This window comes from Paenibacillus sp. A14 (assembly GCF_036864815.1).
GTDB lineage: Bacteria > Bacillota > Bacilli > Paenibacillales > Paenibacillaceae > Fontibacillus > Fontibacillus sanfengchensis.
The window spans coordinates 518,706-533,239 of sequence record NZ_JBAGJD010000003.1 but is presented as its reverse complement, the minus strand read 5'-3'; the positions used below and the strand labels follow the sequence as shown (position 1 = coordinate 533,239).

Here is a 14,534-nt window from a genome sequence, read left to right as displayed (position 1 = left end):
CATTTAACCATAGGGCTGAAACCGCCCTATGGTTTCCTTTATTCTCACGGTCGAGAGGAGAAACGGCATGACTAGCAAATGGAATTTCTTCAATAAATTCATTATCTTGTTTTTCCTCTTTCTGATCCCCATCGTGTATTTGTATTCCAACAGCCACCGCAATACGATGGCGTTGCTGAAGGAACAAATAACGAATTACAACTTGAACCAACTGTCATTTCTGGTGAATGAAATCGACACGAACGCCGGCAAGCTCGCCACCTTTCCCATTATGTTGAACCAGGACCCCGATATCCGGGAATTTCAAAGCTTCTATCTGTCCAGCAAGCTGCTGGACCTTGATCAAATCGACATGATCCAACGGGTGGAAACGAAGCTGGTTCTTCAGAGCACTTCGAGCGTTTGGCCTAATGAATTGAGCTTGTATTCGACAAGCCTCGATCTGCTCATCTCGACCAATACGATGAATAATAAACAGGCATTTCTTAAAGAAGTGATGACGCACGGTCAAGGATGGAATTTTATCGACAAAGGCAAAAAAAGAGCGGTTTTCTCTTACACCTTGTTCGACCCTTTTTATAAAGCGGGCGGTACCGAGGAGACGGATTTTATTTTGGAAATGCAATTTCCGGCTTCCAACATTGAACATATGCTGAATCGCTACAAGGACGAGGACGGAAATCAGGATCCCTTTTTCTATAGTCCGTCTCTCGGCGGCGATTCGATTCTATATAACGGCTCGTCGGATCGGGGCAAAGTGCGGGCGCTGATCGCGGACATTTCCGTTCCGCAAAACCGGGAGAAAGGCGAGCTGACCAAGACACTGGACGGTAAGAAATACAAAGTTTTTTACGTGAAGTCCAAGCAGTTGGGCTGGTATTTGGTCGATTACATCCCGGAAGCGGAAGTGCTGGGGCCCATCATCAAGAATCGGGATATCTTCTATGGCTCTACCGGACTGCTGATGTTGTTGGTGATCGTGGCGATCACCTTTATATACCGGCAGGTGAAGCTGCCGATTCAGCAGTTGGTCTATGCGGTAAACCGGATCAAGATCGGGGATTTCTCCTATCGGATCTCGATTCGGCCCAAGAGTGAATTTCGTTTTTTGCTTGAGCGGTACAACTATATGGCCATGCAGATTGAACAGTTGATCGAGAATGTATACAAGGAGAAGATCCATTCCAGAGAGGCTGTTCTAAAGCAATTGCAATCCCAGATTAACCCGCATTTTTTGTACAATTGTCTCGCGTATATTAACAGCATGGCTAAGCTGCAGGACCACGACGCCGTCATCGCGATGTCCTACCATTTAAGCAAATATTACCGGAAGACCACACGAGTCGAGAACCAGACGATCCCGTTGCAAGAGGAGCTGGACTTAGTACACAGTTACCTGGAGATATACAAGCTGCGGATGAACAGGCTGGAGTATCAGATAGATATTCCCGATGCTATGCGGCGGTTATCGATTCCAAGGCTTATCCTTCAACCTGTCGTGGAAAATGCCATCATTCACGGGATTGAACAGAAGAAAAATTCCTCCATGCTCCGGATAAGAGGGGAAATTGAGGGAGGGGTCTGCCTGATTCATGTCGAGGAGGATGGATTCGGTCTGACTGACGACGAGATGGAGCGGCTTGCCGAAAAATTATGGACTCCGCTGAACGAAGAGATGGGCTGCGGTCTGTGGAATGTGCATCAGCGGCTGATTATCAAATACGGAGAAAGCAGCGGGCTGAGCTTCTTGCGTTCGGAGCTGGGAGGTCTTCACGTTGTAATCAGATGGGACGAGCCTGGCGAAAGTTAATTTACAGCAGGAGGGGTTGCGTATGTATTGCGTGTTGATTGTCGATGATGAGGAGCATTTGGTGGAGAGCCTGGCGGAAACGACGGATTGGAGCAGGATGTCCGTGTCGACCGTGCACAAGGCTTATTCGGGAGAGCAAGCGCTGGACATTTTGAATTCGTCCCAGGTCGATATTGTCATTACGGATATCAAAATGCCGGAGATGACGGGAATCGAATTGATCGAAATTATTCATGAGAGATGGAAAAAGGTCAAGTGCATTTTGCTGACCGGGTACTCGGATTTCAATTTCGCCAAACAGGCGATTAAATTCAAAGCTACGGATTACTTACTGAAGCCGGTCGAAACCGAGGAACTGGAGACTTCCGTCACGCAAATTATCGCCGGTTTACGAGAGGAATGGGGGAGAATCGCTTCCTATCAACAAGCGGTTTCCGCCATCAAAGAGAACCTTCCGCTCTTGAAAAGCAACCTGCTGCATGACTTGCTGCAAGGGAAGAAAATCGACTTCCCGTCGTTGGAGGAAAAGATGGCTCTTCTCGAAATGCCTTTTTCCACGGGGGATTCTCTCGCTCTGCTGTTGATCCGTATGGAAGGGACCTTTGCCGAATATGATTACCACACACTTTCCCTAATGGAATACGCTGTTGGAAATATCGCGGCAGAGGTTTTTGCCGACCAGTTTTGGATTTGGATCGGAAAAGACCCGCACGACTACTTGACGATGGTGGTCAAGCCGAAATACAAATCGGACGCGCAAAATAAGAACAATTTATTGGAACTCAAGGCAGGGGAATTGCAGCGCAGTGTGCAGCTGTATTTGAAAGGCAGGATATCCGTTCTGGTCAGCTCCTGGTTCGGTTTCCCCGACGAACTCACCGCCACTTACCGGAACAGCATCGGGACCTTGAGACAGCTGGCCGGCAGCGAGGATGAACTGGTCATCACCATGAATTCGCTCACGTTTGCGGAGTCGAGCATCGTGGAGCGCTTGTATGAGCCGCCGCTGCTGACCGTGCTGCTGGAGTCGGCGCGCTGGGACGCTTTTCGGGAGAAGGTCAGCCGGGTGATCGATGAGCTTGAGAACCGCTGGTCCGATTCCTATGAGCATATCATGGAGGCGTTTTTCGTGATATCCGGGGCTTTTACCTATATTGTGCACAAGAACGGCTGGCGTTTTTTTGAGTTGATGGGTAATGATCACCGCATCCTGGATACGAGCCGAATGACTACGGTGAAGGCGCTGCGGGAGTGGACCTACAGGGTGCTGGATAAAATTATCGAGGAGAGCGAGAAGGGCCGGAAGGACAACCGGCAAATGTTGATCGGTAAAATTCAGGCGTTCATCCAGGAACACTTATACGCCGACCTCACTTCCCACATGATTGCGGAGTGCGTCAACCTGAATCCCGCTTACGTATCGAGAGTGTACAAGCTGGAAACCGGGGAGAGCATCACGGAGTATATTTTCCGGTTGAAAATGGAGGAAGCGGCCTATCTGCTAAAATACTCGGACAAAAAAATCTACGAGATTTCCGGTGAGCTGCGGTATCAAAATCCGCAGTATTTCAGCAAGCTGTTCCGAAGACAGTACAATATGTCTCCTCAGGAGTACCGCGATGCGATGCATCGTTGTAGTAGTTGAAGCGGTATGGCCCGAAGGGAAGTATATGAAAATGCCAACCAGATACGGTTGGCATTTTTGGCGTGTACGCCCAGCATGGGCGTCATCTATAGGGTGAAAGTCCTGAACGGGGGCTGGCGAGCGCCTACCGTTAGCCGAAGGCAAGGGTGTCCGCCGCGAGGCGGAATCTGAAGGAAGCTGTAGGCAAATGCACGGGCCAAGGTACACGAACCCAATTCGAGGCAGTATCAGCCGGATGAGTTGCCACGACACAACGAAATCCGAAGCCGCCAAGGGCTGACGCTGTAAACTTGGGTGGTCGCGGGCAGACAGATGACGCTCTTATCTGGGGAGGTCTGCGGAATACGCGAAGTTCCTTCGTAACCGCGGTCGAGAGGCCGCGCTGAATCCGCAGAAGTCAGCAGAGGTCATAGTACGCGAGTACGGGATACCGGAAAACGGAAGGACCGAACCGAAAGGAGAGAGGGAACCGATGCGTTCGCGCGAAGAGCAAAGACAGCCGAATATCTCGCAAGAGAGCTGCTGGCAAAGAGCAGCGGTGAAGCCGCAAGGGTATGCCGGAGCGCCGAGTTCATCGCCGGCACAAATCGCCTCTTCCTCTCGCATAGCACAGAACGATTTGCTGGAGAAGATGCTTGAAAGGGAAAACCTCTTGATGGCTTACAAGAAAGTGGTGCAGAACGGAGGAGCCCCCGGTGTGGACAGTGTAACGGTAACAGAGTTACAAGCTTACCTGAAGACACAGTGGGAAGTGGTGAAAACTGCGCTCCTGACGGGAACGTACAGACCCATGCCTGTCAGACGGGTGGAAATCCCCAAACCCGGAGGCGGCATGCGGCTGCTCGGCATCCCGACCGTAATGGACCGTCTTCTCCAGCAAGCGCTTCTGCAAGTGTTGGACCCGATCTTCGATCCGCATTTCTCATGGTATAGCTACGGCTTTCGCCCGGGCAAGAAAGCGCACGATGCGGTAAAGCAAGCGCAAAAGTACATCCAAAGCGGACTCCGCTGGGTCGTGGATATGGATCTCGAAAAGTTCTTCGACCGTGTCAACCACGACACCCTGATGGCGCGAGTGGCGCGGAAGGTAAGCGACAAGCGCGTGCTAAAGCTGATTCGTGCCTACTTGAACGCCGGGGTTATGACCGGGGGTGTGGTGCAGCGAACGAAGGAAGGCACGCCACAAGGTGGGCCGCTCAGTCCGCTTCTTGCCAACATTCTGCTGGACGACTTGGACAAGGAATTGACCAAGCGGGGGCTGTGCTTCGTCCGCTATGCAGACGACTGCAATATTTTCGTGGCCAGTAGGCGAGCCGGAGAACGCGTGATGGAATCGGTGATCCGATTTGTGGAAGGAAAGCTGAAACTGAAAGTGAACCGAGACAAAAGCGCGGTGGACAGGCCATGGAACCGCAAGTTCCTCGGCTTTAGCTTCCTGTCGAACAAACAGGCCACGGTCCGGCTGGCCCCCAAGACAATCTCGCGATTCAAAGCGAAAGTCCGGGAGATTACAGACCGAACGCGCCCGCTGCCGATGGAGGAACGGATTGACCGACTGAACCGCTACATGATGGGCTGGATTGGCTACTTCCGTCTCGCCGCAGCCAAGAGTCACTGCGAAAACTTTGACAAATGGATTCGAAGAAGGCTGCGGATGTGTCTCTGGAAACAGTGGAAGCTCCCGAGGACGAGGCTGCGCAACCTCCGCGCTTTGGGAGTGCCTGAATGGGCGGCTTGGAGGATGGCGAATTCACGTCGGGGTCCATGGGAAATGTCCCGCAACACAAACAACACCCTTCCGACTTCCTTTTGGGAAGCGAAAGGGCTGAAAAGTTTGCTTTCACGTTATCTGGAGCTTTGTTAACCTTTTGGAACCGCCGTATGCGGACCCGCATGTACGGTGGTGTGAGAGGTCGAGGGCTTGCCGCCCTCTCCTACTCGATTAAACGATCAGTTCAAACCGGTCCCCTAAGATCAACTGCTTGGAGCGGTGGATTTTTTTGCCGTCCGGGCTGCTGACGGTACTTCGGATGCAAAGCAAAGGATGGCCCTCCTCGATATTCAAGTAAGTGGCCACATCGAAGGAAGCATATTCCAGGACGATGTATTTACGGGAAATACCAAAGGTAATATTGTGTTTATTCCTTAAAAGCTCGTACAGTGATTTATGATTTAAATCCTCGTGCAGCAAAAAGGAGTAGGACGAAGGAAGACGGGTATATTCCACGGATACGGGAACATCGTCGGCATATCTGATTCTTTCGATGTTAATGATTTTATCCCCGGGTTTTAAACCCAAGTGCTCCTGATCCGCGGCCGTAGCTTCTTCAATCACGCATTTGATGACTTTGGCGCCGGGAACTTTATTTTGCAGTCTGCAAGTATCGCTAAATCCAATCGTCTCCGTGACATTCTTCCTGATCTTCTCCTTCGTAATAAATGTGCCTTTTCCGGGAATGCGCACCAAATACCCTTCAGAGGTGAGGGAGTCAAGGGCGGCGCGGACGGTTACGCGGCTCACATTGTTGGTTTCGCTTAATTCCAATTCCGTAGGGAGTTTGTCCCCCGGCTTCAGCGTGCCGTTATGGATGGAGTCCAAAATTTTGTCTTGCAGCTGTTTATATAACGGTGCGGATTCCGTATGATCGACCATGGTTTTACCTCCAAAAAAACTTTGTATTATATTGTTATGTTACCGTACTTCTATATTATAACAATATCTATAGGCTGTGTACAAAAAAACAGCAAAGTACACTTGTATAATGTATTACTATGTGTTATCCTTCAGTTAAGACATTCCAATACATTACACCGGTGGGGAATGTAAAGAAACTAAATGTATCATACAAGGAGAAGGCCATGGATATAAAACAAATTATTGCGGAAATTGTGGCGGGAAAACAAGAGGTCGGAGGCATTAAGCAGGTTTATTATGTAGCTTGCGGCGGTTCTTATGGCGCTTTTTATCCGGCCAAGACGTTTCTGGAAAAAGAGGCTAAGGATATTAAAGTAGGCCTGTATAACAGCAATGAATTCGTACACAACACACCTAAGGCGTTTGGCGAAAATTCGGTACTGGTTGTAGCCTCTCATAAAGGCAATACGCCGGAGACCGTGAAAGCGGCGGAGATCGGCAAAAAGGCGGGCGTTCCGGTCATCGCGCTAACCTGGATTACGGATTCGCCGATTACGGAGCATGCCGATTATGTGGTGAAGTACACCTTTGGCGAGGGCAAGGATATTGCTGGGGAAAAAACCATAAAAGCCCTGTTGACGGCGGTAGAGGCATTGAATCAGACTGAGGGATACGAGCACTACAATTCATTCCTCGATGGAGTGGCCAAAATCGATCATATTGTTAAAAGCGCTTGCAAACACGTGGCTAAACGCGCTCTGACGTTCGCGAAAAATCACAAGGACGATAACGTGATTTATACGATGGCCAGCGGGGCCGGTTACGGGGCCGCTTATATGGAGAGTATTTGTATCTTTATGGAAATGCAGTGGATCAACTCCTCCAGCATTCATTCGGGCGAATTCTTCCACGGTCCGTTCGAGATCACGGATGCGGAAATTCCGTTCGTCATTCAGATTTCCGAAGGAAGCACCCGGCCGCTGGATGAAAGAGCTCTGGAGTTCCTGAACCGGTATGCCAAGCGAGTGGAAGTACTGGATGCCAAAGATCTGGGCCTTTCCACCATCGACGCTTCCGTTGTCGATTATTTCAACCATTCCCTGTTTAACAACGTTTACCCCGTTTACAATCAAGCTTTGGCGGTGGAAAGACAGCATCCGCTTACCACCCGCAGATATATGTGGAAGGTTGAGTATTAATTTTACCTACATTAGCAGCTTTAGAGGGGATTATTTTTATGGAACAATATAAGGTTATCGGGATCGGCGACAACGTAGTAGACAAGTATGTCCACCAGGGTGTGATGTATCCTGGTGGAAACGCCTTAAATTTTAGCGCCTATGCCCGCATGTGCGGAATGAACTCGTCTTATTTGGGGAAATTCGGCAACGATCAAGTCGCTCACTATATCCAGCGGGTTATGGATGAATTGGAGATTGAACATAGCCGTTGCCGGATATTTGAGGGAGAGAACGGATACGCGCAGGTAACGCTGGAAAACGGGGACCGTGTATTTCTGGGTTCGAACAAAGGCGGCATCGCGAAAGAAAAGCCTTGGAATTTTACGGAAGACGACCTGGATTATATCAAACAGTTCTCCGTGATCCATACCAGCCTGAACAGCTATATCGAGGGAGATCTGGCGATCTTAAAAACAAGCGATGTACCGGTCTCCTTTGACTTTTCGGTGCGCTGGAATGACGAGTACTTGGAGCGAGTATGCCGGTATGCGGACATTTCCTTTCTGTCCTGCAGCCATATAACGGAAAGCGAACGGGAACGAGAGATGCGGAAAGCTCAGGCATTCGGCTCCAAATTGGTTATTGGAACGGTGGGAGAGAACGGCTCATTCGCGCTTTATAAAGATCAATGGATCTACCAGCCGGCTGTATTAACGGAAACGGTAGACACGATGGGAGCGGGCGATTCCTATTTAACCGCTTTTCTTATAGGGATGATCAGAAGCTCGGAAAACGGCACCATATTCGCGGATTCGGATGAGGAGATGCTGCGAAAAATCAAAGCAAGCATGGAGCAAGGAGCCGCCTTTGCCGCAAAGATTTGCCGGATTAACGGCGCATTTGGCCACGGAACGGCAATCCTGTAAAGCAACCCTCCGACTCAATAGAGACACCTTTAATCGGGGATTTGTAAGCGTATTCAGAGATAGCGCAGCAGATGCCGCGATAGTTTAGACAAGTCGGCAAAATCACATAAGGAGGGTGAACCTTCATGTTTTGGTTACAGCTGTTCATCATTATTTTGCTCATCTTCTTTGGCGCCAGAAAAGGCGACGTATTTATGGGCTTGCTCGGCGGCGTGGGCGTGGCTATATTTATATTCATCTTTCACGTCCAGCCGGCGGCTCCTCCCATCGATGTCATGTTGATTATTTTGGCGGTCGTGCTCGCGGCCTCCGCGCTGCAATCTTCGGGCGGGCTTAATTTTCTCGTCCATCTTGCGGAAAAAATGCTAAGTAAGTCGCCTAAAAATATTACGATTATAGCCCCGATTATCTCCTGGTTATTTACGTTCATGTCGGGAACGGGACATGTCGTCTACAGTTTGCTTCCGATTATCAATGAACTGGCCATCGATAACAAAATCAGGCCGGAACGGCCGATTTCAAACAGTATCATCGCGTCCCAGCAGGCCATTACCTGCTCGCCGGTATCGGCGGCAACCGCGGCCATGATCGGATTTATGGCCCCCCTTGGAGTGGGCTTGGGAACCATCTTGACCATTGCCATACCGGCTACCTTACTGGGCGTTGTGGTTAGTGCGGTGTTGACGATTCGCAAGGGCAAGGAGTTGGCGGAAGACCCGGAATATTTGCGGAGGCTCGCGGAAGGATTAATTGTCAAACCGGAACAGAAGGCCGAGAAACAAGCCGTACCAAAAGGAGCGAAAGCTTCAGTTGTGCTCTTTTTGCTGGGTGTTCTGGCGATTGTCATCATGGGTCTGTTCAATAACCTGCGTCCATCCTGGGTGCAAGGCGGCGAGACTACGATCTTATCCATGCCGAATACGATTGAAATTATTATGCTGGTTTGCGCCACGCTCATCATTATCTTTGGCCGTCCGGCGATTGAAACGATCCTTAACGGCCCCATCTTCAGGGCCGGGGCGCTGGCGATGGTTTGCGCTTTTGGACTCGCGTGGATGAGCAGCACCTTTATCAACGGACAAACCGCCTTTATCCAAGAACATGTCGCTACGATCGTAAATAGTTATCCCTGGATGCTCGCCGTAATCATGTTTATTGTCGCCGCCCTGACGACAAGTCAAGGCGCCACGACATTGATTATGGTCCCGATCGCCATCGCGCTTGATTTACCTCCTTACATCATCATTGGAGCGTGGATGGCCGTCAATGCCAACTACTTTTTGCCGGTCGCGTCGCAGTGCCTTGCCGCCATCTCGTTTGATACCGCGGGAACGACCAAAATCGGCAGGTTTGTGCTCAATCACAGCTTTATGATACCGGGATTGATCAACACCTTGACCTCCGTCATTGTTGCTACATTAATTGGAAGCGTTTTAATTTAGAAGTCAGTATTTATTGCTGGATAAGATAAGGAGGGGTTTGGACTATGATACAACTCTCGCAAGTGGCTGCCGCGAATTATCATTACAAAAGGTACTCCATGGATTATTTTTTGGACTCCGTTGCCGGGTTGGGCTTCCGGAATATCGAGTTATGGGCTTCGGGACCGCATTTTCATCTGGACTATTTCACGTTGGAAGATATCAAACAGTTAAACAAAAAAATCAAAGAACGTGAGCTAAAGGTCATCTGTCTGACCCCCGAGCAGTTTGTTTATCCGATCAGTATCAGCCACCCCGATCCGGAATACCGCAAGCAAAGCGTGGAGTTTTTCCGCCGGCATATTGAAGCCGCGTCGCTTCTGGAATGCGACAGAGTGCTGGTGACGACAGGGATCGCTTATTTGGACGCCGATGAGACGGAAACATGGAAATGGATCCGGGAATCTTTGGGCGAAATCTGCAAAACGGCGGAAAAAGAAGGAGTCTACCTGCCCGTGGAGGCGTTTACCTCCTTTACCACACACGTGTTTAACAGCGCGGCGCACATTGCCCAGATGATCCAAGAAGTCGGAAGCCCCAATTTGAAAGGGCTGGCGGATACGGACGTCATGGCGACGACAGGCAAAGATACGATTCACGACTTCATCGGGGAGCTTGGAGATGATTTGAACCATGTGCATTTCGTCGACGGCAATCCCGGGGGACATTTGGTTCCCGGAGAAGGCAAGCTCGACATGGCCGGGGCGTTAAAGGCGCTGAACGATATCGATTATAAGGGATATCTGGGCCTGGAACTGCTGGATCGAAGATACATTTTGGATCCGGAAAAAGCGATGCGGGATTCCCTGACCTGGTTTGAAAAGCACTTATCCTAATACCTATCTGCGAAATCGAAAGGAATGGTAAGCCGATGAAGGCGGATATATTTATTCATGAAGGCGAAGGCATTCAATGTGTGTACAAAAATGACAAATGGTTGGTTTGCATCAAAAACTGGAAACCGGATAACGATATCGACGGCATTTATCGCCTCGAAGTCCATCGCGAAACCGATGAACAGTTCATCTTGATCCGCGGCAAAGCGATTCTGCTGGCTGCGGATCGAAAGGACGACCAGTTCGACATTGAATTGATCGAGATGGAACCGGGGAAGGTCTACAACATCCCTCAGGATACCTGGTTTTATACGATTATGCAAAAGGACACGGTGATGACGTATGTCCAAGACGCCAACACCACGAACGAAAACAGCGAATACTGCAACATGAGCGAAGCCGAGTTGGCTTTTGTCAGAACAAAGGCGCTTAAAATATTAAATAAGTAAGATGGATCTAAAAAGAGACGTTCGTTGCCGGAACGTCTCTTTTTGGCATGCATATTTATTTTTGACGCAGTACGGGAAACTATTTTTTATTGTCTGAAACAAAGGGCTGTCGCTATAATGGAATTTATTACATCATAAGGCAGGGGGCCAAAACGGTGATCGAGAGGATAAAGAGCAACCATTTCATTTACGGCAAGCCGAAAAAATTAGCTTTTAAAATACCGTTTGCCTATTTCCTGGTCATTTTGTTTACGGTCGGGCTCAGCTATCTGGTACTCACTCAAATATCAACGAATTCGGCTCAAAAGAAAATCAATGAGGCGTCTTTGCAAACGATTACCTCCATCCGGACAAACGTTGATTTGATGATCGAAAACGTAAACAACTATTCCAAAATGATATTTTCCGATCAGAATCTGCAAAACTTGCTGAGACAAGGGGATGTATATTCCAACCTGCAAACCCAGTCTAAAGTTAGCGCATACCTGTACAATCTTATGCAAGCGGTTCCAATTGTTGATTCGGTATATATCTATGATAACTCGGGGCACCGTTTCTCCGTCGGTACCCAGGAACTGCCGACTTTTATGGAAGCGAATATTGAGGAGGCCCCGTGGTATGAACAGGCGGTACGTAATAGAGGCAGATATATTCTCAAGCTAAACCAAAACCCGTCCATATCGGAGGGGGCGGCCGAGAACCGGGCAGACGGCAATACCGTATCTTTTATCCGATTAATTCGGGACATTGACAATACGTCTCCTCTCGGGGTCCTGGTCATGAACATCAAGGATGAAGCGTTTGTGCAGGCGTATTCCAATCTGCTGGATCAAAATTCCTTGGACATTACGATTTTGGATGAAAACAATCAGACCATCGTAGCCGACTCCGCCGACGAACCCAATGGAGCGGTGTATCAAGAGATTCTGACCGACAATAAAGTCAAATTGGAACAATTGTTTCAGCAAAGCGATTCCGGGTTTCTGTCCGCGAACATCGGTTCACAGAAATATACGGTTACATATCTTGCCAGCGGGGAGTCTGATTGGAAATTCGTGAGTATCTCGCCGCACGATACCTTTCAGGAGAGAAATAAATCGCTGGTGCTTCTGGCGCTGGTGTTGCTTATTGTCAATGGAGCTATCTTTTTTGTGAGCTCCTTCGTGATCTCGCGCAGCATTATCAAACCGATTCAAAAGCTGCTGCGGTCGATGAACAAAGCCCCTAGCGGAAATTTCATGAAAGTGATCGCAGAGCAGAACAGCTATGAATTCGAACAGTTGTATAACGGATACAATCATATGATTGAGCAGATTGACCAACTTCTGAAGCGCATGATCGAAGAGCAGAAGACGATCCGCAAGGCCGAATTGAATACGCTGCAATCGCAAATCAAACCTCATTTTCTGTATAACACGCTGGACTCTATCAACTCGTTGGCGTTGTCCGGGCTAAACGACCAGGTATGTTACCTGATCGAGGCGTTGGGGAGTTATTATCGCATGAGCGTCAGCAAAGGAAAAGACGTGATCACGGTGGGCGAAGAAATCGAGATGGTCCGCAATTATTTGAAAATCCAGAAGGTGCGTTACCACGATGTGTTCGAGGCTCAATTCGAGGTGGACGAAGATTGCTGCCAGACCCCGATTCCCAAACTGGTCTTGCAGCCGTTGGTGGAAAATTCGCTGTATCACGGCATACGCCCCAAAGGAACGAAAGGTATTATACGGATCAGCGCGAAAACTACGGATGGCAGCGTGAGAATAACCATTTCCGACGATGGTGTCGGCATGTCGCAAGAAGAGATCGAGCAAATTTTGCAGACGGAAAGAAGAGGCCAGATCAAGAGCTTTGGATTATGGGGAACCATGGAACGGCTGCGCATATTTTACGGGGACAAGGATTGTATCACCGTGGATAGCGAACCGGGAAAAGGAACGACGATTACGTTAATTATACCGAATGGAGCAGATGCATCATGGGACAATTAAAGGTTTTGATTGTGGACGACGAATATCTGATTCGGAATCTACTTAAAATGCGCATCGATTGGGAACAACAAGGCATGATGATCGTCGGCGAAGCGTCCCACGCTCAAGAAGCGCTTGATATGGTGGAGCAACAGCAGCCGGATATTATTTTTACGGATATCTACATGCCGAATATCAATGGAATCGAGTTTAGCCGGAGGGTATTGGAGAAATACCCGGAGATGAAAATCGTGGTCGTTACGGGTCATGACGAGTTTGAATATGCGCAGCAGAGTATCAAAATCGGAGTTTTCGATTTCCTCCTCAAACCGATTCGGGCCGCGGACCTGCTGCATGTCACCGACAAGCTCAAACGGAAAATGAATGAGGAACGTACGCGTGAGAACGAATTGAAGCGGCTAAAGGAAGAGCTGGAACGGAACCTCCCTTATTTGCGGGAGAAGTTTTTATTCCAATGGATTCAGGGTGCCCTGTCCCTGGAAGAAATCCTGGATAAGGCGGCTTATTTCAACATGCCCATGCTCCTTCACGATGGAGCCTATCAAATCGCTGTTGTCGAAATCGCTCCGGCATCCGAGAAGCACACCGAGGAACAGTTGATTTTATTGGGGATGGAGGGCAAGAACAACATAGAGGCGTTTTTCTGGGATGACGACCGGGTTCTCATTTTGTCGGACACCCGGAACCAATTTGTGCTTGTTTCCTTTAACGAGGAAGCGGATCTCGTGAGCGACGGCGAATCGCTGATTACCAAGCTGCTTGAGTCCTCCCCCTGCCTGGTAAACATCGGGGTAGGGCGCAAGCGCGGGAATCTGCAAGAAGCCCACCTGGAATATCAGGAGGCATGCCGTGCGATTCGATACAAGGCATTCGCCGGAAACAATCAGGTCGTCTGTTTTGAAGATATGGTTGACAGTAGGGAGCAGTCTTATCAGTCAAATCCGGAACTACTCCAGCAGTTGCAATTTTATGTCAGCGTAGGTTCGTCCGAACGCGCGGCGGAGATGCTGCCCCGCATATTCGCTGTTCCTTTTTCCGGTGTGGCGCAGTTTCGGCTGGCGGCGATGGATGTGATTGCCGCATGCCAGCGCGCGGCCATGGAACAACAGATCGAGGAGGAACACGCGTTGAATAAAGCAACGCTGGTTTCGATCATCACGGCGGACAATCTGCCGGAATTAACCACTATTTTGGAGCGATACGTCCTTAGCACTTCACGAACCATTTTCTCGAAAAAACAAGCCAAGGAAGGCAACCTGATCGGTCAAGTCAAAGCGTATCTTGAAAAGAACATGAGCGACCCCCAGGTGGGGTTGGCAAGTACCGCCGCGGCGTTCTTCGTCAGTCCGGGCCATTTGGGACGGCTGATGAAGAAAGAGACGGGCCAGACCTTTGTGGAGTACTTGACCCATTTACGTATGAAAAGAGCTGAAAATCTGCTGAAAACGACCGATTTGAAAGGATACGAGATTGGCGAACGAGTTGGAATCCCGGATCCGCATTATTTCAGTATCTTGTTCAAAAAGACGACCGGCAGGTCCATGAATGAGTATAGGAACGTGAAATGATTAACGAAGAGA

11 protein-coding genes are annotated in these 14,534 nt (G+C 49.3%); 10 read left to right on the top strand and 1 reads right to left on the bottom strand.

The window, feature by feature from the left end:
* The first annotated feature begins 67 nt into the window (after positions 1-67).
* From V4U88_RS10450 to ltrA, 3 genes are all read left to right on the top strand, one after another.
* Positions 68-1,810: a sensor histidine kinase gene (locus tag V4U88_RS10450; RefSeq protein ID WP_334073198.1), complete on the top strand. Its 1,743-nt coding sequence runs from the start codon at positions 68-70 to the stop codon at positions 1,808-1,810.
* Between the two features lie 22 nt (positions 1,811-1,832).
* Positions 1,833-3,455, top strand: a complete 1,623-nt coding sequence (locus tag V4U88_RS10445; protein ID WP_334073197.1) for a response regulator transcription factor — start codon at positions 1,833-1,835, stop codon at positions 3,453-3,455.
* 472 nt (positions 3,456-3,927) lie between these two features.
* Complete coding sequence (gene ltrA, locus V4U88_RS10440) at positions 3,928-5,319, top strand: group II intron reverse transcriptase/maturase (protein WP_334073196.1); 1,392 nt, start codon at positions 3,928-3,930, stop codon at positions 5,317-5,319.
* Between the two features lie 78 nt (positions 5,320-5,397).
* Here the strand turns inward: ltrA and V4U88_RS10435 are convergent, their stop codons facing one another.
* A complete protein-coding gene (locus tag V4U88_RS10435) occupies positions 5,398-6,108 on the bottom strand; it encodes a GntR family transcriptional regulator (RefSeq protein WP_334073195.1) in 711 nt (236 codons plus the stop codon).
* A 206-nt stretch (positions 6,109-6,314) separates the two neighbouring features.
* Between V4U88_RS10435 and V4U88_RS10430 the strand changes: the two genes are divergently transcribed.
* The 7 genes from V4U88_RS10430 (at position 6,315) to V4U88_RS10400 (ending at position 14,522) form a co-directional block, all read left to right on the top strand.
* A complete protein-coding gene (locus tag V4U88_RS10430; RefSeq protein WP_334073194.1) occupies positions 6,315-7,289 on the top strand; it encodes an SIS domain-containing protein in 975 nt (324 codons plus the stop codon).
* A gap of 38 nt (positions 7,290-7,327) precedes the next feature.
* Complete coding sequence (locus V4U88_RS10425; protein ID WP_334073193.1) at positions 7,328-8,197, top strand: fructoselysine 6-kinase; 870 nt, start codon at positions 7,328-7,330, stop codon at positions 8,195-8,197.
* Between the two features lie 125 nt (positions 8,198-8,322).
* A complete protein-coding gene (locus V4U88_RS10420) occupies positions 8,323-9,639 on the top strand; it encodes an anaerobic C4-dicarboxylate transporter (protein ID WP_334073192.1) in 1,317 nt (438 codons plus the stop codon).
* Positions 9,640-9,683: 44 nt separating this feature from the next.
* Positions 9,684-10,514 (top strand): sugar phosphate isomerase/epimerase family protein, encoded by an 831-nt coding sequence (locus V4U88_RS10415; protein ID WP_334073191.1) that lies wholly within the window; start codon positions 9,684-9,686, stop codon positions 10,512-10,514.
* A 35-nt stretch (positions 10,515-10,549) separates the two neighbouring features.
* A complete protein-coding gene (locus V4U88_RS10410) occupies positions 10,550-10,963 on the top strand; it encodes a cupin (RefSeq protein ID WP_334073190.1) in 414 nt (137 codons plus the stop codon).
* A gap of 155 nt (positions 10,964-11,118) precedes the next feature.
* On the top strand, positions 11,119-12,954 hold the full coding sequence (locus tag V4U88_RS10405) for a sensor histidine kinase (protein WP_334073189.1): 1,836 nt from the start codon (positions 11,119-11,121) through the stop codon (positions 12,952-12,954).
* A complete protein-coding gene (locus V4U88_RS10400) occupies positions 12,942-14,522 on the top strand; it encodes a response regulator (RefSeq protein WP_334073188.1) in 1,581 nt (526 codons plus the stop codon). Before V4U88_RS10405 ends, V4U88_RS10400 begins: the two co-directional genes overlap by 13 nt.
* Positions 14,523-14,534 lie beyond the last annotated feature (12 nt).

Coding starts and splice junctions, on each gene's coding strand:
- V4U88_RS10450 (WP_334073198.1), top strand. CDS start 68: ATGACTAGCAAATGGAATTTCTTCAATAAATTCATTATCTTGTTTTTC.
- V4U88_RS10445 (WP_334073197.1), top strand. CDS start 1,833: ATGTATTGCGTGTTGATTGTCGATGATGAGGAGCATTTGGTGGAGAGC.
- ltrA (WP_334073196.1), top strand. CDS start 3,928: ATGCGTTCGCGCGAAGAGCAAAGACAGCCGAATATCTCGCAAGAGAGC.
- V4U88_RS10435 (WP_334073195.1), bottom strand. CDS start 6,108: ATGGTCGATCATACGGAATCCGCACCGTTATATAAACAGCTGCAAGAC.
- V4U88_RS10430 (WP_334073194.1), top strand. CDS start 6,315: ATGGATATAAAACAAATTATTGCGGAAATTGTGGCGGGAAAACAAGAG.
- V4U88_RS10425 (WP_334073193.1), top strand. CDS start 7,328: ATGGAACAATATAAGGTTATCGGGATCGGCGACAACGTAGTAGACAAG.
- V4U88_RS10420 (WP_334073192.1), top strand. CDS start 8,323: ATGTTTTGGTTACAGCTGTTCATCATTATTTTGCTCATCTTCTTTGGC.
- V4U88_RS10415 (WP_334073191.1), top strand. CDS start 9,684: ATGATACAACTCTCGCAAGTGGCTGCCGCGAATTATCATTACAAAAGG.
- V4U88_RS10410 (WP_334073190.1), top strand. CDS start 10,550: ATGAAGGCGGATATATTTATTCATGAAGGCGAAGGCATTCAATGTGTG.
- V4U88_RS10400 (WP_334073188.1), top strand. CDS start 12,942: ATGGGACAATTAAAGGTTTTGATTGTGGACGACGAATATCTGATTCGG.